This is a genomic window from Erythrobacter sp. K21-9, assembly GCF_055808355.1.
Genome location: NZ_CM147866.1, coordinates 352,236 through 378,793, shown reverse-complemented (window position 1 = coordinate 378,793; position 26,558 = coordinate 352,236). Strand labels below are relative to the sequence as shown.

At 62.6% G+C, this 26,558-nt stretch carries 25 protein-coding genes and 4 pseudogenes; 11 read left to right on the top strand and 18 right to left on the bottom strand.

Features of this window, described 5'->3' with window-relative positions:
• Window positions 1-38: 38 nt before the first annotated feature.
• Window positions 39-1,466: an aldehyde dehydrogenase family protein gene (locus AC0L39_RS02020; protein ID WP_473260338.1), complete on the bottom strand. Its 1,428-nt coding sequence runs from the start codon at window positions 1,464-1,466 to the stop codon at window positions 39-41.
• Between the two features lie 189 nt (window positions 1,467-1,655).
• Here AC0L39_RS02020 and AC0L39_RS02015 point away from each other — a divergent pair.
• From AC0L39_RS02015 to mtnP, 3 genes and pseudogenes are all read left to right on the top strand, one after another.
• Window positions 1,656-1,865 (top strand): annotated as a pseudogene (locus AC0L39_RS02015) (glutathione S-transferase N-terminal domain-containing protein); the annotation flags it as partial.
• Between the two features lie 82 nt (window positions 1,866-1,947).
• Entirely contained in the window at window positions 1,948-2,361 is a 414-nt protein-coding gene (locus AC0L39_RS02010) for a glutathione S-transferase family protein (RefSeq protein WP_473260336.1), read from the top strand.
• Between the two features lie 40 nt (window positions 2,362-2,401).
• Window positions 2,402-3,275 (top strand): annotated as a pseudogene (mtnP, locus tag AC0L39_RS02005) (S-methyl-5'-thioadenosine phosphorylase).
• On the opposite strand, the gene AC0L39_RS02000 reads toward mtnP, so the two are convergent.
• The 3 genes and pseudogenes from AC0L39_RS02000 to AC0L39_RS01990 all read right to left on the bottom strand — a co-directional run.
• The gene (locus AC0L39_RS02000) at window positions 3,272-3,910 is read right to left on the bottom strand and encodes an isochorismatase family protein (RefSeq protein ID WP_473260334.1); all 639 of its coding nucleotides are present in this window, start codon (window positions 3,908-3,910) and stop codon (window positions 3,272-3,274) included. The pseudogene mtnP and the gene AC0L39_RS02000 sit on opposite strands and share 4 nt — an antisense overlap.
• Before the next feature lie 13 nt (window positions 3,911-3,923).
• Complete coding sequence (locus AC0L39_RS01995) at window positions 3,924-5,969, bottom strand: TonB-dependent receptor (protein WP_473260333.1); 2,046 nt, start codon at window positions 5,967-5,969, stop codon at window positions 3,924-3,926.
• 61 nt (window positions 5,970-6,030) lie between these two features.
• Window positions 6,031-6,447 (bottom strand): annotated as a pseudogene (locus AC0L39_RS01990) (TonB-dependent receptor plug domain-containing protein); the annotation flags it as partial.
• Window positions 6,448-6,622: 175 nt separating this feature from the next.
• Between AC0L39_RS01990 and AC0L39_RS01985 the strand changes: the two are divergent.
• A complete protein-coding gene (locus tag AC0L39_RS01985) occupies window positions 6,623-7,300 on the top strand; it encodes a GntR family transcriptional regulator (RefSeq protein WP_473260331.1) in 678 nt (225 codons plus the stop codon).
• 6 nt (window positions 7,301-7,306) lie between these two features.
• Here AC0L39_RS01985 and AC0L39_RS01980 read toward each other — a convergent pair whose 3' ends face one another.
• Entirely contained in the window at window positions 7,307-7,876 is a 570-nt protein-coding gene (locus tag AC0L39_RS01980) for a CoA transferase (RefSeq protein WP_473262464.1), read from the bottom strand.
• Complete coding sequence (locus AC0L39_RS01975; RefSeq protein ID WP_473262462.1) at window positions 7,767-8,450, bottom strand: CaiB/BaiF CoA transferase family protein; 684 nt, start codon at window positions 8,448-8,450, stop codon at window positions 7,767-7,769. The genes AC0L39_RS01980 and AC0L39_RS01975 overlap by 110 nt, the downstream gene beginning before the upstream one ends.
• Before the next feature lie 208 nt (window positions 8,451-8,658).
• Here AC0L39_RS01975 and AC0L39_RS01970 point away from each other — a divergent pair, with 208 nt between their 5' ends.
• The 3 genes and pseudogenes from AC0L39_RS01970 to AC0L39_RS01960 all read left to right on the top strand — a co-directional run bounded on the left by AC0L39_RS01970 (window position 8,659) and on the right by AC0L39_RS01960 (window position 13,554).
• Window positions 8,659-9,567 (top strand): hydroxymethylglutaryl-CoA lyase, encoded by a 909-nt coding sequence (locus AC0L39_RS01970; protein ID WP_473260329.1) that lies wholly within the window; start codon window positions 8,659-8,661, stop codon window positions 9,565-9,567.
• 25 nt (window positions 9,568-9,592) lie between these two features.
• Window positions 9,593-11,651: pseudogene (locus AC0L39_RS01965) on the top strand (hydantoinase/oxoprolinase family protein).
• 4 nt (window positions 11,652-11,655) lie between these two features.
• Window positions 11,656-13,554, top strand: a complete 1,899-nt coding sequence (locus tag AC0L39_RS01960) for a hydantoinase B/oxoprolinase family protein (RefSeq protein ID WP_473260327.1) — start codon at window positions 11,656-11,658, stop codon at window positions 13,552-13,554.
• 3 nt (window positions 13,555-13,557) lie between these two features.
• Here AC0L39_RS01960 and AC0L39_RS01955 read toward each other — a convergent pair whose 3' ends face one another.
• The gene (locus AC0L39_RS01955; protein WP_473260326.1) at window positions 13,558-14,328 is read right to left on the bottom strand and encodes a hypothetical protein; all 771 of its coding nucleotides are present in this window, start codon (window positions 14,326-14,328) and stop codon (window positions 13,558-13,560) included.
• Between the two features lie 63 nt (window positions 14,329-14,391).
• On the opposite strand from AC0L39_RS01955, the gene AC0L39_RS01950 reads away from it, so the two are divergent.
• From AC0L39_RS01950 to AC0L39_RS01935, 4 genes are all read left to right on the top strand, one after another.
• Entirely contained in the window at window positions 14,392-15,027 is a 636-nt protein-coding gene (locus AC0L39_RS01950; protein ID WP_473260324.1) for a hypothetical protein, read from the top strand.
• Window positions 15,024-16,001, top strand: coding sequence for a quinone oxidoreductase family protein (locus AC0L39_RS01945; RefSeq protein WP_473260322.1), 978 nt, complete (start codon window positions 15,024-15,026; stop codon window positions 15,999-16,001). Before AC0L39_RS01950 ends, AC0L39_RS01945 begins: the two co-directional genes overlap by 4 nt.
• Complete coding sequence (locus AC0L39_RS01940; RefSeq protein WP_473260320.1) at window positions 15,998-16,525, top strand: YybH family protein; 528 nt, start codon at window positions 15,998-16,000, stop codon at window positions 16,523-16,525. Before AC0L39_RS01945 ends, AC0L39_RS01940 begins: the two co-directional genes overlap by 4 nt.
• A 261-nt stretch (window positions 16,526-16,786) precedes the next feature.
• Window positions 16,787-17,107, top strand: a complete 321-nt coding sequence (locus tag AC0L39_RS01935; RefSeq protein WP_473260319.1) for a carboxymuconolactone decarboxylase family protein — start codon at window positions 16,787-16,789, stop codon at window positions 17,105-17,107.
• Between the two features lie 10 nt (window positions 17,108-17,117).
• On the opposite strand, the gene AC0L39_RS01930 is transcribed toward AC0L39_RS01935, so the two are convergent.
• Genes AC0L39_RS01930 through AC0L39_RS01880 form a run of 11 tightly spaced genes read right to left on the bottom strand, consistent with a single transcriptional unit; the run spans window position 17,118 to window position 26,520 of the window.
• Window positions 17,118-17,423, bottom strand: coding sequence for a YciI family protein (locus tag AC0L39_RS01930; RefSeq protein WP_473260318.1), 306 nt, complete (start codon window positions 17,421-17,423; stop codon window positions 17,118-17,120).
• Window positions 17,420-18,322, bottom strand: a complete 903-nt coding sequence (locus tag AC0L39_RS01925) for a hypothetical protein (RefSeq protein ID WP_473260316.1) — start codon at window positions 18,320-18,322, stop codon at window positions 17,420-17,422. Before AC0L39_RS01925 ends, AC0L39_RS01930 begins: the two co-directional genes overlap by 4 nt.
• Window positions 18,319-19,077 (bottom strand): enoyl-CoA hydratase/isomerase family protein, encoded by a 759-nt coding sequence (locus tag AC0L39_RS01920; protein ID WP_473260314.1) that lies wholly within the window; start codon window positions 19,075-19,077, stop codon window positions 18,319-18,321. The genes AC0L39_RS01925 and AC0L39_RS01920 overlap by 4 nt, the downstream gene beginning before the upstream one ends.
• On the bottom strand, window positions 19,074-19,940 hold the full coding sequence (locus AC0L39_RS01915) for a polysaccharide deacetylase family protein (RefSeq protein ID WP_473260312.1): 867 nt from the start codon (window positions 19,938-19,940) through the stop codon (window positions 19,074-19,076). Before AC0L39_RS01915 ends, AC0L39_RS01920 begins: the two co-directional genes overlap by 4 nt.
• A 7-nt stretch (window positions 19,941-19,947) precedes the next feature.
• Window positions 19,948-20,376, bottom strand: a complete 429-nt coding sequence (locus AC0L39_RS01910; protein ID WP_473260310.1) for a GFA family protein — start codon at window positions 20,374-20,376, stop codon at window positions 19,948-19,950.
• On the bottom strand, window positions 20,376-21,176 hold the full coding sequence (locus AC0L39_RS01905; protein ID WP_473260308.1) for an SDR family NAD(P)-dependent oxidoreductase: 801 nt from the start codon (window positions 21,174-21,176) through the stop codon (window positions 20,376-20,378). The genes AC0L39_RS01910 and AC0L39_RS01905 overlap by 1 nt, the downstream gene beginning before the upstream one ends.
• A gap of 1 nt (window position 21,177) precedes the next feature.
• Window positions 21,178-21,486 (bottom strand): EthD domain-containing protein, encoded by a 309-nt coding sequence (locus tag AC0L39_RS01900; protein ID WP_473260306.1) that lies wholly within the window; start codon window positions 21,484-21,486, stop codon window positions 21,178-21,180.
• 4 nt (window positions 21,487-21,490) lie between these two features.
• Window positions 21,491-22,663, bottom strand: a complete 1,173-nt coding sequence (locus tag AC0L39_RS01895; protein WP_473260305.1) for an amidase — start codon at window positions 22,661-22,663, stop codon at window positions 21,491-21,493.
• On the bottom strand, window positions 22,647-24,014 hold the full coding sequence (locus AC0L39_RS01890; RefSeq protein ID WP_473260304.1) for a phenylacetate--CoA ligase family protein: 1,368 nt from the start codon (window positions 24,012-24,014) through the stop codon (window positions 22,647-22,649). The genes AC0L39_RS01895 and AC0L39_RS01890 overlap by 17 nt, the downstream gene beginning before the upstream one ends.
• Window positions 24,011-25,294 carry an MmgE/PrpD family protein gene (locus tag AC0L39_RS01885; RefSeq protein WP_473260302.1) on the bottom strand — a complete coding sequence of 428 codons (1,284 nt, stop codon included), beginning with the start codon at window positions 25,292-25,294 and terminating at the stop codon, window positions 24,011-24,013. The genes AC0L39_RS01890 and AC0L39_RS01885 overlap by 4 nt, the downstream gene beginning before the upstream one ends.
• Window positions 25,291-26,520: an MmgE/PrpD family protein gene (locus tag AC0L39_RS01880; protein WP_473260300.1), complete on the bottom strand. Its 1,230-nt coding sequence runs from the start codon at window positions 26,518-26,520 to the stop codon at window positions 25,291-25,293. The genes AC0L39_RS01885 and AC0L39_RS01880 overlap by 4 nt, the downstream gene beginning before the upstream one ends.
• Window positions 26,521-26,558 lie beyond the last annotated feature (38 nt).

The following is a 26,558-nucleotide window of genomic DNA, read 5'->3' as shown; positions in this document are numbered from 1 at the left end:
ACCCGGAGCGGCCATCTTCATTGTCTTGAACGTCAGGGTCAGGCCGGGACGTTGTCCTTCTTGACCGTGATCACCTGCGGGTAGGTGAATTCCTTCAGGCCTTCCTTGCCGTATTCGGCGCCGAAGCCCGATTGCTTGTGTCCGCCAAACGGCGCGAAGGGCGACAGGTGCAGGAACTCGTTGACCCATACGGTGCCGGTTTCGAGCTGTTCTGCGATCTCCACGCCCTTGTCCGGGTTTGCGGTCCAGACTGCGCCTGCAAGCCCGTATTCGGAATTGTTGGCGCGCTGGATGACTTCCTCCTCGCTGGAGAACTTCATCAGCGGCATGACCGGACCGAATTGTTCCTCGGCCACGATCCGCGCGTCTTCGGGCGGGTTGTCGAGGATGGTCAGCGGCACGAAATATCCGCTTCCCGATGGATCGGTATCGCCGCCGAGCAGGAATTTGTAGCCATTGTCCTTTGCGTCCTCGATCAGCTCGAGCACGCGGTCATACTGCTTCTTGTTCTGGATCGGACCCACGCCCGTGCCCTGCTGTGCGCCGTCGCCGACTTTCACATTCTTGGCGTATTCGGCGATGGCCTGGCTGAGCTCGTCGTAGATATCCTCGTGGATATAGACGCGCTTGGCCGCGATGCAGATCTGACCAGCGTTGGAAAAGCTCGACCAGAACAGCTGCTCTGCCACCTTCTTCGGATCGGCATCGGGCAGAACGATCGAGGCGTCGTTGCCGCCAAGTTCCAGCGTAATGCGTTTGAGGTCGCCGCTGGCGCCCTCCATGATCTTCTTGCCGGTCGCGGTCGAGCCGGTGAAGGTGATCTTGTCGATATCCGGATGCGCTGTAATCATCGGCCCAAGATCATCCTCGCCCGTGATGATGTTGACGACGCCCGCCGGAACCTTGTCCGCGATCAGCTCCGCGATCTTCAGGGTTGTAAGCGGCGTGAAAGGCGATGGCTTCAGGATGATGGTGCACCCGGAAAGCATCGCAGGCACGATCTTCTGGATGGCCATCATCACCGGGAAGTTCCACGGCACGATGCCGCCAACCACGCCAACTGGTACGCGGCGATGCCGGTGCAGGCGTGTGTCGGAATCCTCGATGATTTCCTCTTCGAGCTCGAGAGTTGACTGCGCCGCAGAAATCCCGGCCGCGCCATAAATCTCGCCCTTGGCCTGATCGTGCGGCTTGCCCTGCTCGCTGGTCAGCAGTCGGTAGAGCTCTTCGGCATTTTCCTTGATCGCGCCGGAAATCGCCATGATCGCTTCGCGGCGCTGCTCGATCGGAGTGTTCTTCCAGGTCTTGAAAGCGGCGCGCGCGGCGGCAACAGCTGTATCGAGCTCGGTCTGACCGCAAGCGGGGACCTGTCCGATCACCTCCTCGGTCGCGGGGTTCACGACATCCAGCCATTCGCCGGTGTCGACCATCTCGCCATTAATCAGGTTCTTGTACTGGGTGACCATGTCTCTTCCTCTCTCGAAGCTCGTGGGGAATTTCTCTCTCACGTGAAAGTGGCCCTTCGCGCGTGAAAATCAATCGTGAATACCGCAGCGATCTTACAGGGCGCGGCGAGCTGCATCGCCTATCAGTTGCGCCATATACGTTGCCTTGGTTGGCATGAGCATTATGCAAGGTGCCAAGAGGAGAGAGCGATGACCGATTCACAAGCAGACCTGTTGATTTATGGCAGTCCGGTATCGCCATTCGTGCGCAAGGTTGCAGCGGTATGCCTCGAAAAGGAGGCTGCGTTCGAGATTGAGCCGGTCGATGTGTTCAACCCGCCGCAATGGTTCCGCGACATCTCGCCGATGAAGCGCATTCCGGTCCTGCGCGACCGGTCAATCGCCGAAGAGGGCACCGGCGGCACCATCGCCGACAGCTCGGCCATCTGTGCCTATATCGAGAAGAAGCACCCGGCCCCCTCGCTCTATCCGCAAGACGCCTTTGCACACGTACCGCGCGCTATTCATCGAGGAATTCGCCGATACCAATCTTGCCGCAGCGGGCGGACTTGGCATCTTCCGTCCGATTTTCTTCTCGGTGAACCAGGGCAAGGAGCCCGACCTCGCCAAGGCGCGCGAAACCTGGGCGGAGCAATTGCCGCCGATTTTCGGATATCTGGATTCGACCCTCGGCGATGAGGAATTCTACGCCGGCGGGGTATTGTCGATTGCAGATATTACCGTCGCCTGCGCGCTGATGCAGATCTCGCTCGTCGCGGAAACTCCTCTGGACGATTATCCCGCTCTCGCCGCGCATTTCGAGCGGATGCAGGCGCGGCCCTCCATCGCCGGACCCTTTACCAAAGCAGACGGCTTTATTCGCAAGGCCTTGCCGGAGCGCTTCGACCTGACCTAAGGCCGCACTGTAAGTAATATCTGACGGGGCACGCACACACATGGCGAGCGAATGGTGTATCGGGATCATCGGCGGATCGGGCCTGTACGATATCGATGGGCTCGAAGACGAGCAGTGGATCGCGATCGACACCCCCTGGGGTGAACCCTCGGACGAAGTGCTATGCGGCACGCTCGGCGATGTGAAAGTGCGTTTCCTGCCGCGTCATGGCCGGGGCCACCCGATCAGCCCGGCGCAGCTCAATTCGCGCGCCAATATCGACGCGCTCAAGCGGGCTGGCTGCACCGACATCCTCGCGATTTCCGCCGTCGGGTCCCTGCGCGATGAAATAGAGCCCTAGCCGCTTTGCCGTGGTCGAGCAATTCGTCGACCGTACGTCGCGCCGCGATGGCACATACTTCGGCAGCGGTTTTGTCACCCATGTCTCGATGGCCGATCCCGTCTGCCCGCGCCTGTCCGAAATGGCAGCGAAAGCGATCTCCGCCTGCAAGGGCAAGGCTGCCGTTGGAGCGACCTACATCGCCATAGAAGGCCCGCAATTCTCGACCCGCGCAGAGAGCCGGCTCTACCGGCAATGGGGCGCGGACGTCGTCGGGATGACCGCCATGCCCGAGGCGAAACTCGCGCGCGAAGCTGAGCTGCCCTACGCTCTCATCGGAATGGCGACCGATTACGATAGCTGGCGTGACGGCGAGGCGGTCGATGTCGCGCAGGTCATCGCGCAGATGGAGGCCAATGGCGAACTGGCGCGCGACATGGTCGCGAAATTTGTCACGAGCCTGCCGAAAAAGCGCAAGGCGTCACCGATCGACACAGCGCTGGACGATGCGGTCATTACCGCGCCTGACGAGCATGACCCGGAAGTGATGGCAAAGCTGGATGCTGTCGCTGGCAGGGTCCTGCGCGAGGGCTAACCGCCTGCAAGGCCGGCAAAGTGCTCACGGGCCTCTTTCAGGCTGACGACGTCGCCATATTTCGCGTTCATGTCGAACAGGTTTGCCCGGTGGACGTCTTCATGACGGTCGCCGACGGCTTCCTCCACGACAATCGGGATAAAACCGTATTGGCAGGCATCGAGGCAGGTCGCGCGCACGCAGCCGCTGGTCGATAGGCCAGCGATCACTAGGCTGTCATGACGATTGGCGGTCAATGTCGATGCCAGCGACGTCCCGAAAAATGCGCTCGCATATTGCTTGGAAATGACAAGCTCGTCTGCGTCCGGTTCGAGCCCCTTGGGCCAAGCGCCTAGCGGGTTGCCGCGCACGAAGCTGGAAAGCGCACCGATCTTTTGCGCAAAGCGCCCGCCATCGCGCATCGAGGGATGAAACTCGACATTGGTATAGATCACCGGGACATTCGCAGCGCGCGCCGCAGTGCGCAGCTCAAGCGCGGCAGCAAGGGCGGGCGCGACGTCGGCGAAGAGCGGGCTGCCGGGCGCAAAATACGCCTCGACAAAATCGATCAGAATAAGAGCCGGGCGCTGCCCGAACCCTATCCGCCCTTCGAAGACGCCCGCGTAATTGCTCTTTACGTCCTCGGTCTCGCTCACCCGAACGACCCCCTTAAAAGTCGTATCCGAGCTCGACACCGAAGCGGCGGCGACCACCGGGCGAGATGAACGATCCGCCGAACTCGATCGCCGGGATGACCTCGTTGAGATATTTGCGATTAAGCATGTTGTCGGCGAATGCCGTGATTCTCCAGCGATCACCCTCAAGCCCCACGCGCAGGTCAAGCACTCCGAAAGCTTCGCGCTCGGTCACCGAATAATCGGCATCGCCCACGAATGCCGGCAGTGCCAGCGCGGAACCGGGCAGCAGCCCGCTGAACAGCGTCGGCGAAGTGTCGTCCTGCACCGTGTGAAACCATGTCGGGCCGGTAATGCGGTAATCGGCGCGCACCAGCAGGTTCATGGCGTCGGAAAGCGGCGCCTCGATCTGGGTGCCGAGGTTGATCGTGTAGTCCGAGGTGTAAGGCGATTCGTTCCCGACCGTGTTGGGACGGGACGCGTTTTCCTTGATCTCGCTCTCGGTGACATTGACCGCGCCGAAGAAATCCCAGCCCTCGATGACTTGGAGATTGAGGTTTGCCTCCGCCCCGTAAACCTCGACCTCGTCGATATTGGAAACAACGCGGAGCAGGCCAAAGGCGCCAACGAAGAATTCGAAGAACTGCATGTCCTCGATCTCGGTGTAGTAGCCCGCGACATCGAAGGTCAGATTGCCATTGAGCGCCGATCCTTTGAAGCCGGCTTCGAACGCGCTCGACGTTTCCTTGCGGTAGAGATCCTCGATGAGGACATTGGTGCCGATGAACTGGTTGAATGCCTGGTCCACAATCGCAGCCGAGCCTTGGTTGTTGAAGCCGCCCGATTTGAACCCGATGCCCCAGTTGGCATAGAGATTGAGGTTATCGCCCAGCTCGTAACGCAGCGAAATCTTTGGCTGCAATTGCTGGAAGGTCTCCGACTGGTCGGGGATCGGGCCAAACGACTGACCCGGATTGATCGGCCCGCCTGTGAAGGGATCGGTCGCATTGGGCACGAGGCTGGTTACGGAGCGATCCTCGATATCATAGCGTGCGGCCACACCGATCTCGAAGCGGTCGCTGACTTCATAGTCGACGGCAAAAAATGCTGCGTAGACGTCGGTCGAGAAGTCATCGTTGTAGAGCTGCGTGGTCGGGTTGAATGATCCGGGCGCGTTGAACAGCTCGCGCGAGGCGCCCTGCCCCAGATCAGCCCCGAGGCTGACGCCGGTTTCGCGGTCGATATGCAGGTAATACGCCCCGATCTGCCATTGCAGCGGTCCGCCGGTGTTGGAGGCAAGCCGGATTTCGCCGCTGATGTCGGTCTGTTCGCGAATCTGCAACTGCGTGCCGTCACAGGTCGTCGGGCTGAAACCGCCGAAGGTCGAACCTGTCGCAGGATCAAAAATGAACGGGATCGGCGTCTGACCGATGAAGGTCGGCGCATTGAGCGGAAAGCCGGTGAGCTGCGCGGTCGAAGCGAAACAGGCGTTCGATGCATCGAGCGATGCCTGTGTGCCGGTAGGGAACGTGAAGCGCGCAAAATCGGCCGAGGTGCCATCTGCAATCAGCAGCTGATCGACATCGCTGTAGAGCGCCCAGGCGGTCAGCGTGACAGCGTCGAAGTCGTGTTCGAGCTTGGCTGAAACCTCAAACGTCTGCTGTTCGTTGATCGGACGGATATTGCCGTAGAAGCCGAATGGGTGCTCGTTCACATCTTCGAAAAACGCCGGATCGACGCCTGCGAAATTGGGCAGGTGGAACGAGGTGTTGTAGTTGATCGAAGCGCCCTTCAGGTCGGCATAGCGCGCCTTGATGTCGACTTCGGTGTCCGGGCCGAGATCGACGACAAACCGGCCATCGACCGACCAGATTTCCTGATCGTCGACCACGTCGGCATTGAGAAAGCGGTTGGTGAAGAACCCGTCCGTGGTAAAATAGCTGCCCGACAGCACCAGTCCGGCATTCTCGCCCACCGGGGTCGAGATATATCCGTTGGCGGAATAGGTGTTGTCCTCGGCAGCGGAGACTTCGATCCCGGCTTCGAGGAAATCGTACCGGCTTGAGCGTCTGTATGACAATCGCGCCTGCCGCGGCGTTGCGTCCGTACAGCGCGCCTTGCGGCCCCTTGAGGATTTCGATCTGCCGCAGCGCGCCCTGGTCCTGGTTCAGCTGTGCGGTGTTGGTCTTGAGTATACCGTCGACCACCAGTGCAACCGAGCTTTCCGCATCGCGCGCGCCATTGATCCCGCGGATGTTGATCTGGGTGTCGCCCGCCTCGGCCGTGCCGCTCACGATGGTGACGCCCGGGGTCAGCTGAACGAATTCGTCCGCGCGCTCGATCCCGGTCTTTTCCAGGGTGTCGGCGGTGAACACGGTGACAGAGCTGGGCACTTCGGCGAGCGTTTCCGACTGCCGGCGGGCGGTCACGATGATGGCGTTGTCGCTCTCGCTGGCTGTCGTATCATCGGTGGCTGCATCCTGGGCCCATGCCGGATTTGCTGCCAGCAATGTTCCAAGCGCGACGCCTGTAGCCAAAACGGTTTTCGCATTTCTCATCGATAGGACTCCCTAAACTCGCCCTGTTCATCCCCAATCCCGCGCCCGCCCTATTGTATACAATTTGCCTGCGTCAAGGAGAATTGATAGGCATGCCAAATTGCAGAGCATCGGGATCGCCAATGATGATTTTCAGCCACACATTGCGTTGCATGACCCTAATCGGCTCGAACCGATGAGCAAGGCGTCCGACACAGCCTACGCTAAAATCCGCAGTTTCCTGCTCGGCGGGCAAGTAGAGCCAGGCGCACAGGTGACCGAGGAACAGCTGTCCGAAATTGCCGGAGTCAGCAGGACACCGGTGCGCGAGGCCACGCGCCGCCTGGAAACCGAAATGCTGCTGGTGCGCAATGCGTCAAAGCGGATCTTCGTGGCGGACTGGTCGCGCGGCGATATCGACGAGATGTTCACCCTGCGTCAGATGCTCGAAGGGCACGCGGCCAACCGTGCAGCGCAGCGCCTTTCGAAGGACGAGATCGACCGATTGGAACAGGTAAACCAGGAGCTGCACGAAGCCGTGGATGGCGACGCTCCGGATATCGAGCGGTTCCTCGATGCAAACCGGGTCTTCCATGAAATCATCACCGAGGCTGCGAAATCACCTCGCCTTGGCCAGGTGCTCGCGATGCTGGTCGAACAGCCGGTCGTGCTGCGCACGGCGCGTCACTATTCCGCCAAGGACCTGAAGCAATCCGCGCGCGATCATGATGAGCTGATTGCAGCGTTCCGAGCGCGCGATGCTGGATGGGCAGAAGCGGTCATGGGCAGCCATTTGCGCCGCGCATTTCATACCTTTGCCGACGCCGCCGAAGGATTCGCCGCGAACGACGATGCTTCTGACGCAGCCGAGTAGACCCGCCTAGATTATGCCGCGATCCGCCAGGTCGCTCATCGTCTTGGAATCCATCCCGAGCAATTCTCCGTAGACCTCTTCATTGTGCTGGCCGAGTTCCGGACCGACATGGTCCACATGGCCAGGCGTCGCGGAAAGTCTGGGGGCGACGTTCTGCATCTTGAAGTTTTCGTGGCGCGGATGCGGCAGCTCGATAATCGCCTCCCGCGCGGCGAAATGCGGGTCTTCGAGCATTTCAGGAGCGCGGTATATATTTCCCGCTGGCACGCCGTGTTCTTCACATAGATCAAGCACTTCGCGGCTGGTATGCTCTTTCGTCCAGTCGGAGATCAAGTCGTCGAGTTCGCCCTGACGCTCGCCGCGACCCATGTGCGAATTGTAGCGCGGATCATCACCCAGTTCGGGCATGCCCATCATCGTCGCCATGCGTTTCCACACGCTGTCCTGATTGCCCGCGACCAGCACGCTACCATCCTTGGTTGGGTAGACGTTGGAAGGCGCGACCTTTGGCAGGATCGACCCGGTTCGCTCGCGAATGTGCCCCGCCACGGTGTATTCCGGCACGGTCGATTCCATCATTGCGAGCACCGATCTCGTAGATCGCGGAATCGACCACCTGCCCCTTGCCGGTCTTGTGCCTGTGATTGAGCGCCATGAGCGCGCCGAGGCACGCATAGGTCGCCGCGAGCGAGTCCCCGATCGAAAGGCCTGCACGGCTCGGCGGGCGGTCGGGCTCGCCCGCGACATAGCGCATCCCGCCCATCGCCTCGCCGATGCCGCCATAGCCAGCACGGCTGGAATATGGGCCGCTCTGCCCATAGCCGGAGACGCGGATCATGATCAGCGCTTCGTTGATGGCAGACAGCTGGTCCCAACCAAGGTTCCAGCGCTCCAGTGTGCCGGGGCGGAAATTCTCGAGCAGGAAATCAGCCTTCTCGGCAAGCTGCCTGACGATCGCCTGGCCCTCTTTCTCGCGCAGGTTGAGCGTGATCGACTTCTTGTTGCGCCCGACGACAGAGAACCACAGCGGTATCCCCTGACCCCAATTGCGCATCGCATCGCCGACCTTGGGCGGTTCGATCTTGATCACTTCGGCACCGTGATCGCCCATCAATTGCCCGCAAAACGGACCGGCGATGAGCTGGCCCATCTCGATCAATCGCAGTCCGCTTAATGCACCTTGGGACATAGGCCGCCTTTCCGATCTCGCTGCGCTTGAAACCGCGCGTCTTCATTCTGGGTGGCCGGATGGCCCCGACCGGCCCGATGGACCGCGCCTATAGTCTCAGCATTTGCATTTGTATACAATTTGCGTATCAGGCGCGGAATACCCCCAATCATTACGGGCGATCCCGGAGATGGAAAAAGTCAGTATCGAACTGGTCGAAGTCGGCCCGCGCGACGGGCTGCAGAACGAATCCGAGGTCATCACCACGGCGGACAAGCTCGCCATGATCGAACGCATGATCGGGTACGGCGCGCGGCGGCTGGAAGTGGCGAGCTTCGTCCATCCCAAGCGGGTGCCGCAAATGGCCGATGCCGAGGACGTGATTGCCTGCCTGCCGGACCGCGAGGATGTGACGTATATCGGTCTCACCCTCAACAAACGCGGCGCGCTGCGCGGTCTCGCCACCAAGGAAGGCGGGAAGCGCGGGATCGACCAGGCCGGCTGCGTACTGGTGGCGAGCGACACGTTCGGACAGAAGAACCAGGGCCAGACGATCGAGCAGGGGATCGCCGAAAACCGCGACATGATCCGTTTTGCCAAAGCCGAAGGACTGAGCGCGCAGGTCACGATCAGCGCCGCATTCGGCTGCCCGTTCGAAGGCGAAGTGAAGCCGGAAACGGTGCTCGCCATTGCCGAGGAAATGGCCGCCGAGGACCCGGCGGAAATCGCGCTCGCCGACACGGTCGGCGTGGGCGCGCCCGCACAGGTGGAGGAGCTGTTCGGAAAGCTTGGCGAACTGCTCGGCGGACGCATCCCGATGCGCTGTCATTTCCACGATACGCGCGCGACCGGCATCGCCAATTCATGGGCCGCTTACGAAGCAGGCGTGCGCACGTACGATGCTTCGCTGGGCGGCCTTGGAGGCTGCCCCTTCGCGCCCAACGCCACTGGAAATATCGCAACCGAGGACCTCATCTACATGATGGAGCGTTCAGGTACCGACACCGGCATCGATCTGGATGCCGCCATCGCCGCCAATCGCTGGTTCGCCAGCCGGTTGGGGCGCGAATTGCCTTCCCGGGTCGCACGCGCGGCCTGACACGTTTGAGGAGCAGGGTGACTTTATGACTTACAGGCTGGGCGTCGATGTCGGCGGCACATTTACCGATCTGCTGCTGTTCGACGAGGAGAACGGCAAGTTCTGGCGGCACAAGACCCCCTCCACCCCGCATGACAGCTCGGAAGGCATCCTAACCGGCGTAAAGGCGATCACCGAGGAAGCCGGAGTGTCGGCCAAGGATATCGCCTACTTCCTCCACGGCACGACCGTCGCGACCAATGCGGTCCTGGAAGGGAAAGGTGCCAAGGTCGGCCTGATAACGACCGAGGGATACCGCGACGTAATGCAGATCGCGCGCAGCTTCGTCCCCGGCGGGCTAGCCGCATGGATCGTCTGGCCCAAGCCGCAGCCGCTCGCGCACCTCGAGGATACGCTGGAGGTTCCCGGTCGCATGGGCGCCGATGGCAAGGAAGTGCGCCCGCTGGATGAGGACGCTGTGCGCGCGGTGCTGAAGCAGCTCAAGGATCAGGGCATCGAAGCGCTTACGGTCAGTCTCATCAACGCTTATGTCAACGGCGCACACGAAGCGCGCATCGGTGAGATTGCGGTACGAAGAACTGCCCGGCATACCCGTATCGCTCAGCCATGAAGTCCTGCCCGAAATGCAGGAATATGAGCGCACGCTTTCCACCGTCGCCAATGCGGCGGTGCGACCGGTTGTGAGCAAATATGTTTCCAATCTGCGCAACAAGCTTGAGGATCAGGGGCTGGAAGGGCGCCTCTCGCTGCTACGCTCTGACGGCGGATTGATGAGCAGCCAGAAGGCCGAAGAGCATCCGGTCAATATCCTGATGTCCGGGCCCGCTGGCGGCGTGACCGGCGCGAAATGGGTCGGGAAAAATGCGGGCCTCTCGAACATCCTGACGCTGGATGTCGGCGGAACCTCGACCGATGTGGCGCTGATAGAAGGATTGGAAGCGCGCCGGGTGCGCACGACTGAAGTCGGGCACCTGTCCGTGCGCGCCTCCGCACTCGACGTGAAAACCGTGGGCGCAGGCGGCGGCTCGATCGCCCACGTGCCGGAGCTGACCAAGGCCTTGCGCGTCGGCCCGGAAAGCGCGGGCGCCGTCCCCGGTCCGGTCGCCTATAACAAGGGCGGCGAACTGCCGACCGTTACCGATGCGAATGTGGTGCTCGGCTACCTTCCCGAAGACCTGCTGGGCGGCAGTTTCCAGCTCGACCGCGAAGGCGCGAAGGCGGCGGTGCAAACGATAGCCGATGCGCTGGGCGTGTCGCTGATGGAGGCGGCGCGCGGGATCATCGACATCGTCAATGAAAACATGTTCGGCGCGCTCAGGATGATCAGCGTCCAGCAGGGCTACGATCCGCGCGAATTTGCGCTGATGGGCTTTGGCGGTGCGGGCCCGCTGCACGTGAACGCGGTCGCGCGGCTGATGGGAAGCTGGCCCGCAGTCTCTCCCGTCTCCCCCGGCGTGCTGTGCGCGCTAGGCGATGCGACCACGCAGATGCGGACGGAAACCGCGCGCAGCTTCTCGAAGCTGGCGCGCGATACTTCAATTGCCGACCTTCAGGCGGTGCTCGACGAAATGGCCGAGCAGACGCGCGGCGAGCTGCTTGCCGATGGAGTGCCAGAGGAACAGCTGGTCGTGCAGTTCGAGGTCGATGTGCGGTATGCCGGGCAGGCTTTCGAAGTCCCGCTCACCATCGACAAGGAAGTGCTGGATGCGGACGGTATAGACGGCATCCTCGCCCGCTTCGACGAGGAGCATTTGCGGCTTTTCACTTTCAACATGGATACGCCGCACGAAATCGTGAACCTGCGCGCGGTGGCCCTGGGCGAGGCTCCGGCCCTGCCAGCGAACGAGCTGCCCAAGGGGGACGGCAACCCCTCGGCGGCGAAAATTCGCGATCACACCTTGTGGATGGACGGCGAGGAACAGGACGGCGCGATTTACGATCGCAGCAAGCTCAAACAGGGCGACACGATTCCCGGCCCTGCCATCATCACCGAGATGGATTCGACCACACTGGTCGAAACAGGCTGCACCGCCACCGTGGATGCGGTCGGCAATATCCTTATCAATCTGACGAGCGAGGGCTGATCCGATGCCTGCACAAATCATCGAAACCAACGACACCCCGTTCGAGAAGATCGACATCGATCCGGTCACGCTCGACATCATCGAGAACGCGCTGCGCAATGCGCGGATCGAGATGGACGCGACGCTCGTGCGCACTGCCATGTCGCCCGGCATCCGCGAACAGGGCGACGCCTTTCCGCTGATCGCTGATCCGGCTGGCAAGATGATTGTCGGCCAGTTCGGCAGCTTCATCGACGGCTTCCTGAAAGGCTATGATGACACGCTGGAAGATGGCGACATGATCTTCCTCAGCGATCCCTATTCGTGCGACGGCGCGGTCAGCCACTCGAATGACTGGCTCGTCCTCCTCCCGGTTTTCAAGGACGGCCGCCTGATCGCGTTTACCGCGATGTTCGGCCACCAGTCAGACATTGGCGGCTCCGTCCCCGGCTCGATGCCGATCAATGCCAGTTCGATCTTCGAGGAGGGCGTGCGTATTCCTCCGGTCAAGATCTGGAAGAAGGGCGAATACAATGACGACCTGATGAAGCTCGTCATGCACCAGACGCGCAAACCCGATTGGTGTCAGGCCGATCTCAACGCGCTGATCGCCTCGTGCCGGGTCGCGTCCAAGCGCGTGATCGAAATGGCTGAGCGGTTCGGTGACGACGTCTATGTCTCGGCCACGCAGGAGCTGCTCGCCCGCAACCACCGCGCAATGAAGGCGCTTCTATCGCAGGCGGTCGGCGAAAAGCCGGTGAGCTTCGAGGATTACCTGTGCGATGACGGCAAGGGCTTCGGCCCGTACAAGATCAAGTGCACGATGTGGCGCGAGGGCGAGAGAGTTATCCTCGATTTCGACGGGACCGATCCGCAATCCGCTGCCTCGATCAATTTCCTGCTGAACGAGAACATGTTCAAGATGTTCTTCGGGATCTACATGATCATGGTCTTCGACCCGCAGATCCTGTTCAATGACGGGTTCTACGACCTGATCGAGGTCCGCATCCCCGAAGGATCGCTGCTCAAACCGCAATTCCCCGCCGCATTGTCGGGCCGCACGCACGCATTGGGCCGCATCTTCGACATCCTTGGCGGGTTGCTCGGTCAGGGCACGCCGGAATTTCTCAACGCCGCAGGCTTCTCGTCGTCTCCGCACCTGTTCTATTCGGGCTGGGATACGCGCACCGGGAATTCGCGCGAGTGGTTCCAGCTGTTCCAGATCGGCTTCGGCGGCATACCGGGGCGTCCGCTGGGCGATGGGCCGGACGGGCATTCGCTGTGGCCGGGCTTCACCAATGTGCCCAACGAATTCCTCGAGCGGTATTTCCCGCTGCGGATCGAGCGCTATTCGACCGAGCCCGACAGCGGCGGGGCCGGGCTGCACCGCGGCGGCAACGGCATTCACATGACTTACCGCTTCCTCGCCGATGGTGAAATCGCGATCCATGACGATCGCTGGTTCGTGCCGCCTTGGGGCGTCAATGGCGGGCACCCCGGTGCGCGGGCAAAGAAGGTGCTCGAACGCACCGACGGCTCAACTGAAATCGTCGGCAACAAGATCGAGGACGTTGCCGTGAAGGAAGGCGAGCTGCTCCACTTTATCACATGGGGCGGCGGCGGCTGGGGCGATCCGCTGGAACGCGATCCCGAACTGGTCGGCCTCGAAATTCGCCAGGGCCTCGTCACGCCCGAAGGAGCACGCGCTTACGGTGTCGTCGCGGATGAAAAGGGCGCGATAGATGCAGCCGCAACCAAATCCCTGCGCGAGAAAAAGAAGGGTTCGCGCGGCGAATTGCCGCTCTTCGATTACGGGCCAAGCATCGAAGACCTGCGCGCCGCGCGCGAAGAGGAAACCGGCCTGCCCGCGCCAGTGCAGCCCGAATGGGGCGACCATCCGCAATTTGCAGAGGCCGCCGAATAGCGCCTATTCGGTTGCCTGCAGACCCGGTGGCGGGGCAAAGACCTCTGCGTCGATTGCCTCGCCCACGCGGACCTTGGTCCAAAGGACCATGTTGCTGACGATGCCGTCATACAGCAGCGTCACGCGGCGGGCCTGCACCCAGCCATTATCCAGACGGACGAAATCGCCGTAAAGCCGCTCGTGCCATCCGCGCGGTGATCGGAATGCCAGATAGCGAATGAACCCGCTCTCGCGGTCGAAGCCAAACAGTGTCGGTGCGCCTTGCGGATCGATTATGCGCACCAGATCGACCGGATTGCCCTCGATCTGGCGGGGCGGGACGGGCTGAAGCTCAAAGCCATCGCGCAGTGCCGAGCGAATGATGCCAAATCCGAAATTGCTGGCCCAGAAAGCGTCGGCTTGCGCTTTCGGCACGATCCCGCGCTCATTCCATGTGGTCTCACCGTCAAAGCCCACTTCGAAGATCACGCGCTCGCCCGATCTGGCGGAGATACGTACCTTTCCGTCGGCGCCGTGGGCGCTGTCGCGGTCCTCCCCCATCTGCCGCCACATCCTGTAATCGTCCGCATGGCTGCGCGCCTCGGCGCTGTCGGGAGAATAGAAGGTGGCTTCGCCTTCGAGGATCAACGTCCCCGGCTCCAGCCACAGATCGCCTCCATGTGCCATGACCGCCCGTTCGACAATTGCCTGCGGGGTACGCGGCTCCTCTGCCTGCGCGAAAGCAGCGCATGAACAGGCAGCAAACGCCGCGATCAGAATGCGAAAGGGGTTCACTGCGCCTCTCCCGAATTGTCCGGACAGCTTTTCAACCACGCGCCGCTGGGTTAGGCAAGTCGCATGCATCCTTTCGTTTTTCTGCCTTCGTTCGCGGCACTGGCCCTTGCCGTACCGGCCGCTGCCGAAGATCGCCTGACGCCGGGCATCTGGACCAACACCGAGGACGCCTATTTCGCCGAAGAGGAAGGCCGCGAACAGCCCGCATGGTCTGGCTTCGAGGTCGCGCCGGATAGTCGATGGCGCCGCATCGATTCCTTCGGCCAGGCAGGTGGTGACTGGCAGGAGGGCGATATTCCGGACATCTCTGCGCGCAGCGATGGCGGCTGGCAGGTCGGCGCGAGCGAACTGCGCAAGGCCCGCATGTTCTCTTGCTGGGTCTCCACTCGAAAGTTTGCGGGCAAGCCCGATGGCAGCGCCGACTGGTCCTTTACCCGCGGTCTCGCCACCTTCGATCAGGGCGGGCGCGTGTTCGTCTCCGGCGATGGCGCAGCGCCCGATGTCACGTTCAGGCTGCGCAATGTCACCTGGGCGAAAGGCAGCCGCAATCGTCCTTCGCTGGTGCTATACGTGCACAAGGACGATCCCGAGCGCGCCGAAAGCTACAGCTGGGCCTCCCCCGATGCGGGCCTGATCGGGATCAATTTGCGCTGGGTGCAGGGAAGCTGCGGGCTGGTCGAAAAGGAAACCGAACAATGACAATGAAGCGCGCACAGATCACGCAGCACGGCGGCACCGAAGTCATCGAATGGGCTGAAATGGACGTGCCCGCACCTGGCCCGGGCGAAGTGCTGATCGAGCATGGCGCCATCGGCCTCAATTTCATCGACACCTATCACCGCACGGGGCTCTACCCGGTCGAATTACCGAGCGGGCTAGGCCTCGAGGCCGCAGGGACCATAATAACTGTCGGTGAGGGGGTAAGCGATTATGCACAAGGCGACCGCGTTGCCTATATGGGCCCCGGTCTAGGCGCCTACGCGACGCATCGGATCATGCCCGCCTCCGCGCTGTTCAAGGTGCCGGACGATATCTCCGACGAAGTCGCCGCCGCAGCGATCCTGAAAGCCGCCACTACCGAAGGACTGGTCGACCGCTGTGCCAAAGTGAAGGCCGGCGATAGCGTGCTGGTCCATGCGGCAGCAGGCGGTGTCGGGCTGATCATGGTGCAATGGCTCAAGGCGATCGGTGCTCAGGTAATCGGCACCGTCTCGACCGAAGAAAAGGCGCAGTTGGCGCGCGAGGCGGGCTGCGATCATGTCATCCGCTATGACCGCGAAGACATCGCGCCGCGCGTGCGCGAGATCACCGGGGATGAAGGTGTGCCGGTGGTCTTCGACGGGGTTGGCAAGGACACTTTCATGGCCTCGCTGGACAGCATGGCCCCGCGCGGGCTGCTTGTCAGTTTCGGCAATGCCAGCGGCCCGGTCGACGGCGTGGACCTCGGAGTGCTGGCGCAAAAGGGTTCGCTGTTCGTGACCCGTCCGACCCTCTTCCATTATTACGCGACACCGGAGGATCGCGCCGCCGGCATGGCCCGCGTGTGGGACATGATCGCCAGCGGCAAGGTGCAGGTCACCATCGGCCAGACCTATCCGCTGGCAGAGGCAGCGCAGGCGCACCGCGACCTCGAGGCGCGAGCGACCACGGGATCGACGGTGCTGTTGCCATGACCGCCCGAGCAAAGATCAGAGCGCTCGCACTTGTGCCGCTGGCGCTGTCGCTGATGGCCTGTCCGCCATCGGAACAGCCGATCCAAACGTGGTCGGACATGCGGCAGGACCGGCAGGCCCAGCTCGCCGAAGCAGGCGAGGACTGGCGTGCAGCCTATGCAGCTGGCGAATGGGAGGCCTTGCGCGCGCTCTACGCCGACGACGCAGTGCTGATGACGCAGGGGCAGGACAAGATCGTGGGCGCGGACAATATCGTCGCCTTCCTCCAGCGCCTCCCGCAAGCAGGCGCAAAAGTCGATTTCCACTTCGCCAACGAGGAAGTTCTCGTGGAGGGTACGGGCGCGGGCGAACTGGGCATCGTCACCGCGAAGTACCGCATGGACATCGCCTTTCCAGAACGCGACCCCGTGATTGTCGCTGGCCGGTCTTTCCTCGTCTACAAATGGGAAGACGGCGCATGGAAGCTTTGGCGGGATATCGACAATCTCGCGCCGGATGTGACCGCCGAAAGCTTTAACCGGTGACACGGATTGCTCCCAAGAATCCGGCAGAGGCGCTCGGCGGGGAGCAGGCCGCCGAATTTGCGCGCGGGATGATGGGTTACATCCCGAATTCGGTCCTCACGATGGCGCATTGGCCCGAAATGCTCGATGCGTTCCGCGCGTTGGTGGCGGTGATCTATGGCGAGAGCAGGCTCGATAACGGGTTCAAGCGGTTGATCGCGCACGCTGCCAGTCTCGCGGCTCGGATGCCGCTACTGCCAGGCGCATACCGGGCACGGCGCGGTGCAGCAGGGGATCGAGGAGGCCAAGCTCGATGCGCTCTACGACTTCGAACAATCGTCCGTGTTCAGCGATGCAGAACGCGCGGCTCTGGCGCTCGCCTTTGCCGCCGGTGCGCAGCCCAATGCTGCGACCGATGTGCATTTCGAGCGGCTGAGCGCGCATTATGATAATCGCGAGCAGGTCGAGATCATGGCGGTGATCGCGATGTTCGGGTTTCTCAATCGCTGGAATGACACGCTCGCGACGACGCTCGAAGAAGCACCGACCGCATTCGCGGCGGACACTCTGGCTTCAAAGGGCTGGAGCCGCGGGGAGCACTAACGCCCTCGCGCTATTTCTTCCAAGCTGCGCCGCCGACCCAATCGCCCGCAACACCCATGAATTCCGAGGTGCGGATCGACTGCCACACTCCGGCGGCGAAATAGGGATCGGCCTCGAACTTGGCCCGCGCGCTGTCCTCGTCTTCGGCCTTGATGACGAGCATCGAGCCGATCGTCGCGCCGGCCTGCTTGAGCGGGCCGGCCACAGCATAATCATCGATATTGGCCTCGATATGAGCGAGGTGCTGACCGAGGAACTTTTCGCGCAGGCTTTCGCCTCGCTCACCGTCGCGGCAGTAGAATGCGTAAAGGGTCATTCGCCCACTTCTACGCACTCGACCAATTCGCCGCCAGCCCCGATTGCGGTGGCCGCGCGGCGTGCATTGTAGAGTGCGCCCTCGCGCGGCGCCGGATCGGTTATCCAGTCCGCGCTGCACGCCTCGAGATCCTCCACCGCCAGCGTCACCAGGGCATTGCCGGGCGGCAGCATTCCATCGTGACGCGCACGCGGAGCCGCCGCTTCGGGATAATCGTCGACCTCGACAATCGGCATCCGCCCGCGGCTTACCATCGTGATTGTCGTCTGCGTTTCAGGCGCAAAGCCGAAAGCGTCGTTGATCATGCTGTAAGGCAGCGTGTAGTCGGAACCGCGCGTCAGGTGCAGCCGCTCGCAATACCATGCGATGCTGTCCTCCCGGCTCGGCGTGGCAAGCACGACGATGAAAATCTTGTCCACCGGAGACGACGCACGCGGCAGGTCCGTGTCGGGAAGCTCCCCGGTCACCTGGTTGAGATAGACCATCTCGCGTCCCGGGCCGAGCGCCTGCATCGGGATGAAGGCAGCCTCGATATTCTCCAGCACCTTGGGCGGCCCGACAATCTCGAACAGGTCGCCGGGCAGTGCGCCAGGCCAATGCCACACATCTTCCACCGTCGTCTCGAATGCGGCCCAGCCATAGGTTGTGGTCGGCTTGAAATCGGGGTGGTCCGGCTGTTCGACGAGCCGGAACCAGCACGGCGCGCCGCTCTTGGGGCGCAGCGCCCCGTAGCGCGATCCGGCGTTGGCCGGGCAGCCCCAGCTTGCGGCGAGGCTTTCGGACAGCTTGCCCTGCTCCACCAGCTCAAGCCCCAGCACGTCGCGGTACGCCGCCAGCCCGCGTTCAAGATCGGGCACGACCGACAGCCCGCCCAGAATCGTCCCGTGTGCGATACTCATTTCCCGAACTCCGGTTTGCGTTTCTCGACGAAGGCGCTTGTGCCCTCGAGAAAATCCGCGCCTGTGAACGCTTCGGCGAAGATGCGCAGCGTCTCGGCATCATCCTCCACCTGCCCTTCGAGCACGCGGCGCACAAAGCGCTTGGTTTCGCGGATCGAATGCGGGCTCGCGGCGAGCAATGCCTCGATCATTTCGTCAGGATGGTCCGCCAGCTCTTCGACCAGTCCGATGCGATGCGCTTCGACGGCGTCGATGAGGCTGCCGGTGTAAAGAATCCGCTTGGCCTGGCCCGGCCCGACCAGATCGGTCAGCAGCTTCACATCGTGCAGCGGATAGACCAGTCCGAGCTTGGCGGGGGTGATCCCGAACCGCGCGGCAGGGGTCGCCACGCGCAAATCGCAGGCAAGCGCGATGCCGCACCCGCCTCCAACGCAATCCCCTTCGACGAAAGCCAGCGTAGGCAGGGGATGGCGCGCAAGCGTGTGTTGCACGCGGTTGATCGCCGCCTGATTGGCCGCGCGCCAGTCGCCATCATCCTTGTTGGCAAGCAATTCCTTGATATCCGCGCCAGCGCAAAACGCCCGGCCCGGCTCGGCGGATCGGATTACGAGCAAGCGCAGCTCCGGATTGCGTGCGGTTTGTTCGAGCAGGCCGGGCACCTGCTCCCACATTGCCATGTTGAAGGCGTTGCGCTTTTCCGCCCGGTCGATCAGCAGGTGCGCGACTTGGCCCTCTGTCTCAAGGCGAACCGTCATGCCGGGTGCTTTTTCATGAAGTGCTCCGCAATGGCCTTGCGCGTTGTCACCCACACGCCCTCATGCGCGCGAATGTGCTTGAAGAATTCCTCCAGCGCCCAGATGCGGCCCGGCCTGCCGATGATCCGCAGATGCAGGCCAAGGCTCATCATCTTCGGATTTCCTTCCTCGCCCTCGCGGTAGACCTGATCGAAATTCGCCTTCGCATATTCGAGCCACTGATGCGGAGTCAGCGCCGGATCGGTCCACATCTTCATATCATTATTATCGAGCTGATAGGGGACGATGCACATCGGTTTGCCCGGAACGGTTTCGCGATCCCAGAACGGAATGTCGCCCGAATAATCGTCCATATGATAGCTGAAGCCTTCCTCGGACAGCAGGCGGCGGGTGTTGTCGGTAAGGAGGTAGCGCGAAAGCCAGCCATGGGGCCGCACGCCGCACGTTTTCTCGATACTGGTGACAGCCTTGCGGATGAATTCACGTTCCTGGTCTTCGTCCATCTTGAACTGATGGACCCAGCGCCAGCCATGGCTCACCGGCTCATGGCCCAGATCGACGATGGCTTCGGCAATTTCGGGATGGTTTTCGAGGCTGAGCGCCGCCACGGTCCAGCTTGCCATGATGTCGTGTTGCCTCAGCAATCTGACGATCCGCGGCGCACCGGCCTTGATCCCGTAGAGATAATTGCTCTCGTTGGAATAATTGCGCATTGACGATTTCACGAACACGCCGAGCTCGTCGACCGGTTCCATCCCGCGATCCCCTCGCGCGATGGTCATTTCGCTGCCCTCCTCGACATTGACGACGACGCTCAGCGCCATCTTCGCGCCACCCGGCCAATCGATCCGTTCTTCCTGCATTGCGCTCTTACCCCTGTCCTATCTGCATTCTGGCAGGCGTCCATTTGGTTGCCCGGCGCGCTAGCCGCGCTGCGATATCCTCGCCCTCATAGGAGATTGGCTCGGCAACCGGGATATCGGATCGGACATCGAGCACGTTCGCATTGGCGACCACCAGCAGCTGGCCCTCGATCTCGGAGGTGGCAGCGACATAAACACCGCACTTGGCGCACAACAGAAAATCGGTAATGCCCAGCCCGAAACGATAACGCAGCAACGCGCTTTCGGACGGCGCCAAGATTGCCAGTTCACCGTTTGGATCGCTCACCGAAACGCCGCCATGCTTGCGGCAGAAGGAACACTGGCAGGCTCGTGCACCCAAATCTGCTGGTGCTTTCTTGCTCGCGAATTCCAGCCGCAAGGTGCCGCAATGGCAAGAGCCGGTATAGACTGCCATCAATGCATCTCCTCTCCGCCGCTCACATTCAGTGCCTCGCCGGTGACATAGAAGGCCTCGTCGCTTGCGAGCCAGACACATGCCGCCGCGGTGTCGCTGGGAAGACCCGGACGGCCCATCGGGTTCTTGGCGCTCATGTTCTCGAGATACGCCTCGACACTATCGAACCCGAGCAACTTTGAAAAATATGCGTTCTGCTTCGCGCCGAGGCCGGTGGTGACATGGTTGGGACAGACCGCGTTCACGGTGATGCCGTGCGCGCCGAGTTCGACAGCGCTCGCCCGTGTAAGACCAACCATGCCGTGCTTCGACGAGACATAGGCGGGCAGGTGCGGAAAGCCGGTCTTGGCAGCCTGCGAGGCGATGTTGATGATCCGTCCGCCCTTGCCGCCATCGACCATCGCGCGCGCAGCTGCCTGGGTGCAGTAGAACGCGCCGGACAGGTTCACGGCGATCACCTGGTCCCATTCATCGGCGGTGTCGACGTCGAGCAGCGGCTTCATCTTGAACCCGATCCCGGCATTGTTAACCAGCACGTCGATGCCGCCGAAGGTCTTGATCGTCTCGCCGACAAGGGCGCGGCATTGCTCGGCCTTCGAAACGTCGCACGCGATGGTCGCAACCTGCGCGCCGCGTTCGCGCAGCTCGTTTGCTACGGCGTCTGCCTCATCGTCGATCGTCAGGTCCGAAACGACGCAATTCGCGCCTTCATCCGCAAAGGCCTGCAAGATGCCTTGGCCAAGCCCTTTTTGCTTGCCCGATCCGGTAACGACAATGGTTTTCCCCGCGAAACCGGGCACGCTACAAGTCCTCGGTCAGGATGAATTGCGGCGCGTCGGCGTAATCCTGGAACGGAGCAGCCTTCGCCTGGAATTCCGGGTCCGAGACATCGGCCACGAAGTCATCGAGATTGGTGATGTCGAGCACTTCGAAATAGGCATAGGGCGGCTGCGTATCCGGCGCGCCAAATAGGCCGGTCGCCTTGTGGACGGTGAAGCTGGTGACCGATGGCAACGCGCTGGCGGTCGGCACGTCCTTGGTCCTGGCCCACTCTTCGTATTCGGCAACGTCGGTGCCGGGTTTCAGGTTGAACGGAACGATAATGCGCATGGGTTCAGGCTCCTTCGGTTTGGTCTGGTGCACGGTAGGCGCGCAATTTGCCATCAAGCTGGCGGGCGATGCGAAACAGCCCCGCCTCTGCCCCGGCGCTGCCGACGATCTGCACACCTACTGGCAGGCCACCGTCGGTCCATCCGGCCGGTATGCCGATCGCGGGGAGGCCCGCAATGTTGGCGAGGCACGTAAAATCCGCCTGCGCGGCAGGCTCGGGCTCGGAATGCGGGAACGGCGGATTGGGAACGGCGGGAAGGACGAGGAAGCCGTGCTTCTCGGCGATACCACGAACGGCCTCCCGCGTCTGCGTAAGGATTTCGCGGTCCGCGCCATAATCCGCCTCGGAGCGGCGCGGCCCGTAGGTCAGCAGCTTTGCCAGATGATCCGACATGGCAACGCCCTCAAGGTCAGCGGCCATCGCCTTGGACACCCCGATGAAGCCGGCAAAACGGATGCGCGAGAGCGGATGTGCAAGGTGGCGTTCTTCGGGTGAAGCCAGCAGATCCAGCACGCGTTCGAAAGCGCGCTCGATGGCTGGATGCAGTTCCACCCCGTGCGCGGTCAAAGTCGCTCCAGATCCTTCGATTGCCCCCTCGCCAAAATCGCTCATCACCCGCGCAACACGCTCAAGCATATCGAGATCGCGCGCCAGCGGCCCGATCGCATCCAGCGAGAGGTCGGCGGGGATAAGCCCGTCCTGACTCACCCGGCCCGTCGCCGGTTTGAAGCCGTAAATCCCGCAATGCGCCGCCGGGATGCGGACCGATCCCATCGTGTCAGTGCCGAGCGCGGCATCGACCAAACCCGCTGCAGCCGCCGCTCCGCTGCCGCCGGATGATCCGCCGGGCGAATAGCCATCGCGGTGCGGGTTCATGACCGCGCCGAAATGCGGGTTGTCGCTCTTCGCACCCAGCGCGCCTTCCTCCATGTTGAGGATGCCGGTGATGACGGCTCCGGCGTCCCGCAATTGCCTGACGACCACTGCATCCTGCTCCGCGCGGCGATCCGCCCATGCGCCCAGCCCGGCATTGAAGGGCATGCCCTTGACCGCAATATTCGCCTTCACGCCGACAGTGACCCCTGCAAGCGGTCCCTCGCCGCCGGCCGCGTCCTCGTCGCGGTATTGAAAGGCGTTATAGCGGTCGATCATAGCGGCATCATACGCCTCGCTCATCAATCAGGCGAAGCGGCTTTTGGCGCGTATCGATCTCGGTCGCGCTGGCCGTCCCGCCCGGTTCGGTCAAGGCTATCTCGACTTCGACGCCGAGCCCCTGCTTGAGCGTTTCGGCCAGCGCCGCCTCGTCCGTCCCGCCCCGGCTTTCCAGCGTCACCTTCATGTGGTCCTTCTGCGCATCGTCGCGGCGCAGGTGGCAGACATATTCGCCGGTAAGGTCGCCGCGGTTCTCGATGATCGCACCGATGGCATGGGGGAAGACGTTGATCCCGCGCAGCTTGACCATATTGTCGCTGCGCCCCTTGAACCCGGCGATCCGCTTGAAAGCAATCTCCCCGCGTCCGTCCAGTTCGTGGGTGATATCGTGCGTGTTGAAGCGGATACAGGGCGCGATATCGTCTTTGTAGAGGCAGGTGACAACCATGTCTCCGGTTTCGCCTTTCGCGACCGGTGCGCCGCTATCGACGTCCAGCAGTTCGAGATATTGCGCGTCTTCCCAGACATACATGCCGTCGCGCTCCGGGCCCTCGCCCGCGATGGTGCCGGTGTCGCCGACGCCGTACCAGTCATACGCTTTCGCGCCGTGCCAGGCCGCCTCGGTGCTGGCGCGGTCCTCCGTGCCGAGATGACCGATGATCATGCGGATATCGATTTGATCGAACAGCCCCTCGGCCTCCGCTGTTCCGGCCAGCTTGCGCACGTAATCGACGAAACCGACGATTGCCGTCACACCGAAATCGGCCATCAAACGGACCTGATTGATGCTGCGGGTCTCGATCCCCGTCCCCGCACTCAGGAACACGCTGTTGGTAAAATGGGTAACCGCCTCGCGGATATAGTGCCCGCCATTGATCATGCCGTGGCCGTAGACCGAATGCACGACGTCGGTCGGCTCCAGTCCCATCCAGCGATACATCCGCCCGACCAGCAGATTGCCGACCTCGCGGCCCTTGGGTCCAAACATCAGCGTTTGCGGTTTGCCCGTCGTGCCGCTGGTCGTGTGGAAGATCGTGGGAGGGCGCGTGGCAGGATCGCCCATGCCGTGAAAATCGCCGTAAGGCGGGTGCTCGGCGATGGATGCCATCAGGTCGGATTTGTCATAGACCGGCAGCCTGGTGATGTCCTCGAGCCCGCGAATATCGCCCGCTTCGATCCCCTCCGCACCCCATAGCCGCTGGTAGAACGGCACCTGCCAGCCGCGCTGCATCAGCCGCTTGAACTGCCCGTTCTGGACAGCGAACAGCTCGTCGAGGCTCATGTCGCAATAGCGCGCGGTGAACGCGTCGCCGATGGGGTAATCCTTGAGCAATTGCTTGTGATCGAGCGCTTCGAAATAGTTCGGATAGGTCATGGGCATTCCGTGAAGTAGCCAAGGGGGTCATCGAAGATGCGCGGGTTCGCATCGGCGGGAGACAGATCGCGCGCGAGCGCCAGCTTGGCATCGCGCTGCGCTTCGCTGAGCGGGCTTTCCGGGCTGCCGAGCGTGTGCGGAATTTGGGTCACGATTTGTCCGTCGGCGGTTTCCACCGTCAGCTCCTGCGGCCCGAGCGCGTTGGGATCGCGATTGTCATCACAAACAATCGCGATGCGCTGCGCCAGCGCGCCAAGCTCGGGATCGGCAAAGTCCACTTGTGTAAAGCGGCGCGGATCGATCAGAGCGTCGGTGATCGCCAGCGCGCCCAGCCATTGGCCGCACAGCCTTGCATAGGCTGGCTCCATCTGCGCGCGGAAAGGCCGTCCGATCAGGCGATGCACCAGCGGCGGCACGCGCATCTCAAGCGATGTGACGTCGGCAGGCCGCAGGCGCAGGTCCTGTATCGCCGCGACAAGCGCATGGCTGGCCCTGCCCGATGGGTAGGGTTTGACGCTCACCTCGCTGATCCGCCAGACACTGCCTAGCGTGGCAGTGTAGCGGGACAAGTCGCCCTCATCGAACAGTTTGAAATACCCGTATTCGCCTTCGAGCGGGTCTTTCGGGCCGGGAAAGCCGGCCTTGGCCAGATCGCTGGCAGTCACGGCGGCGCGTGCGGCATTGGCGATCTGAAACGGCAGTGTCGCAAGGCCCTCGACATGCGCCTGCATCGTGCCGGCTGCGCTGGAGTAGGCGATACCCAGTGTGTCGGCCATCGGCGCCCCGTCGATCCGCGCGACTGCCGCCGATGCGCCGATCACCCCGGCGGTCGCCGGGCGGAAAAAGCTGAGCGGACTGGTCGCCGCAATGCCGAGACCTGAGGCGATATCGACGCCCACTGCAAGCGCTGTGAGGGCCTCGTCCGGCTCGCATCCGCCCTTACGGTCGATCGCCGCTCCGAGCGCAGCGACGACTGTGCTCAGCGCGTGGACGACGGCAGGCTCGTGCACCGCGTCCCATTCGAGGCAGTGCACACGGTAACCGTTGACGAATGCCGCCGAGGGTGCGGGCAGACGCTCCGGCGTCCCGATCAGCCTGGCTTCCTCACATTCGCCCATTGCCCGGGCGGCTGTAAGTACCGCGTCCGCACCGGGAGCGCCTGCCCCCGCCGCGCCGACCGCGAGCGTATCGCCCAGAAGGCGCAGCGCATCGGCGCGCGCGGCTTTGGGCAGCGAGTGATCGGCTACGGCAAATTCGAGGAGGGCGGCGGTCGCGCTCATCCGGTCCAGTCCTCCAGCAGCGAGTCCAGCGCCTGCGGATCATCGCCTTCAAGCGCGAGCCGGACAGCGCGCTCGGCATCGGCTGCCGGGAGACCGCCCCATGCAGCGAGGGTATGGAGCTTGGCGATAATCTCCGCCTCGCCCACGGGCCGCTCGGGATCGCCGCGCGTATCGACCAGTTCCAGCCCGTTGACGCGCGCGCCAAAATGCGCCGGATAGCGCGCCGTGATCTCTGGATCTTCGGCAACCGCAACCTGCTCCCGCAGACCGGCCAGCGCCCCAATCGCGTCTTGAGTGAAATCCTCGGGATTTGCGCTGCGCCCATCGGCCACCACTGCCACGGCGTGTTGCAGCGAGAACTTCGCTTCCAGCTCCGTTGCAGGATCGGGCCGGTCGCAAAAGATGAGCGCATCCTTGAAGGTCTCGACCGTAAAGGGCGCCTCGAGCTTGCCCGCCGAGCGCAGTTCCATCGCCGCGTCGATGGCTGGATGTGCGTGACGGCAGGCGGCATAGGGCTTGAAGCTAACCTCGCTCATCAGCCAGCCGTCCGCGCTTCGGGCGAGTTGTCCCGGCTCGCGCGTCATCGCGGCAAACAGGCCCTGAGGTCCTTCGATCACCGCGTGCGGACCCCTCGCCCCATGCCTTGTATGCATCGCCGCATCGCGGCCCGTTCGCACCGCGTGGAAGATGTGCCACTGCTTCGTCTGGGCACCCGGATCGTGCCGCATATGCCACAGCCCGCCTGCCACCGATCCGGCATTTGCCAGCGCATCGGCGTACTGGCCCGCCTTAAAGTCCATGAGTGACCCGGCTGCCGCACACGCCCCGAAAACCCCCATGGTCGCGGTGGGATGCCAGTGAGCATAATGGTGCGCATCGAAAGCTGCGCCAACCGCGATCATCGCCTCGTATCCGCGCAAAGCTGCATCGAGCCGCGCGTCCATGTCCGCATCGGTCACGCTCATCGCTGCGGGCCAGATGACAGGGCCGGGATGGAGCAGCGCCGAGCGGTGGACATCGTCCATCTCCAGCACGTTGCCGAGATAGGTCGCGCGCTCCCATCCCCGCGGCGATATTGCCTTGGCCAGCGTGCCTGCTTCGCTGCGCCGTGCACCCGCGACGCAGGCAAGCCAATCGAGCAGGTGCAGCCGCGCGCGTCTTCGCTCGCTTTTCGCGGGCGACCGCGCTAATGTCGGCGCAAACGAGGCTAGCAACGGCTCGCTCACAGCGCCGCTCCGCAGCAGCCAGAGGGTCGATGGAGTAG

Bases quoted from the DNA above. Each gene is read 5' to 3' on its own strand.
- AC0L39_RS02020 (WP_473260338.1), bottom strand. From the start codon at position 1,466: ATGGTCACCCAGTACAAGAACCTGATTAATGGCGAGATGGTCGACACC.
- AC0L39_RS01985 (WP_473260331.1), top strand. From the start codon at position 6,623: ATGAGCAAGGCGTCCGACACAGCCTACGCTAAAATCCGCAGTTTCCTG.
- AC0L39_RS01980 (WP_473262464.1), bottom strand. From the start codon at position 7,876: ATGGAATCGACCGTGCCGGAATACACCGTGGCGGGGCACATTCGCGAG.
- AC0L39_RS01975 (WP_473262462.1), bottom strand. From the start codon at position 8,450: ATGGGCCAGCTCATCGCCGGTCCGTTTTGCGGGCAATTGATGGGCGAT.
- AC0L39_RS01970 (WP_473260329.1), top strand. From the start codon at position 8,659: ATGGAAAAAGTCAGTATCGAACTGGTCGAAGTCGGCCCGCGCGACGGG.
- AC0L39_RS01960 (WP_473260327.1), top strand. From the start codon at position 11,656: ATGCCTGCACAAATCATCGAAACCAACGACACCCCGTTCGAGAAGATC.
- AC0L39_RS01950 (WP_473260324.1), top strand. From the start codon at position 14,392: ATGCATCCTTTCGTTTTTCTGCCTTCGTTCGCGGCACTGGCCCTTGCC.
- AC0L39_RS01945 (WP_473260322.1), top strand. From the start codon at position 15,024: ATGACAATGAAGCGCGCACAGATCACGCAGCACGGCGGCACCGAAGTC.
- AC0L39_RS01940 (WP_473260320.1), top strand. From the start codon at position 15,998: ATGACCGCCCGAGCAAAGATCAGAGCGCTCGCACTTGTGCCGCTGGCG.
- AC0L39_RS01930 (WP_473260318.1), bottom strand. From the start codon at position 17,423: ATGACCCTTTACGCATTCTACTGCCGCGACGGTGAGCGAGGCGAAAGC.
- AC0L39_RS01925 (WP_473260316.1), bottom strand. From the start codon at position 18,322: ATGAGTATCGCACACGGGACGATTCTGGGCGGGCTGTCGGTCGTGCCC.
- AC0L39_RS01920 (WP_473260314.1), bottom strand. From the start codon at position 19,077: ATGACGGTTCGCCTTGAGACAGAGGGCCAAGTCGCGCACCTGCTGATC.
- AC0L39_RS01915 (WP_473260312.1), bottom strand. From the start codon at position 19,940: ATGCAGGAAGAACGGATCGATTGGCCGGGTGGCGCGAAGATGGCGCTG.
- AC0L39_RS01910 (WP_473260310.1), bottom strand. From the start codon at position 20,376: ATGGCAGTCTATACCGGCTCTTGCCATTGCGGCACCTTGCGGCTGGAA.
- AC0L39_RS01900 (WP_473260306.1), bottom strand. From the start codon at position 21,486: ATGCGCATTATCGTTCCGTTCAACCTGAAACCCGGCACCGACGTTGCC.
- AC0L39_RS01895 (WP_473260305.1), bottom strand. From the start codon at position 22,663: ATGAGCGAGGCGTATGATGCCGCTATGATCGACCGCTATAACGCCTTT.
- AC0L39_RS01890 (WP_473260304.1), bottom strand. From the start codon at position 24,014: ATGACCTATCCGAACTATTTCGAAGCGCTCGATCACAAGCAATTGCTC.
- AC0L39_RS01885 (WP_473260302.1), bottom strand. From the start codon at position 25,294: ATGAGCGCGACCGCCGCCCTCCTCGAATTTGCCGTAGCCGATCACTCG.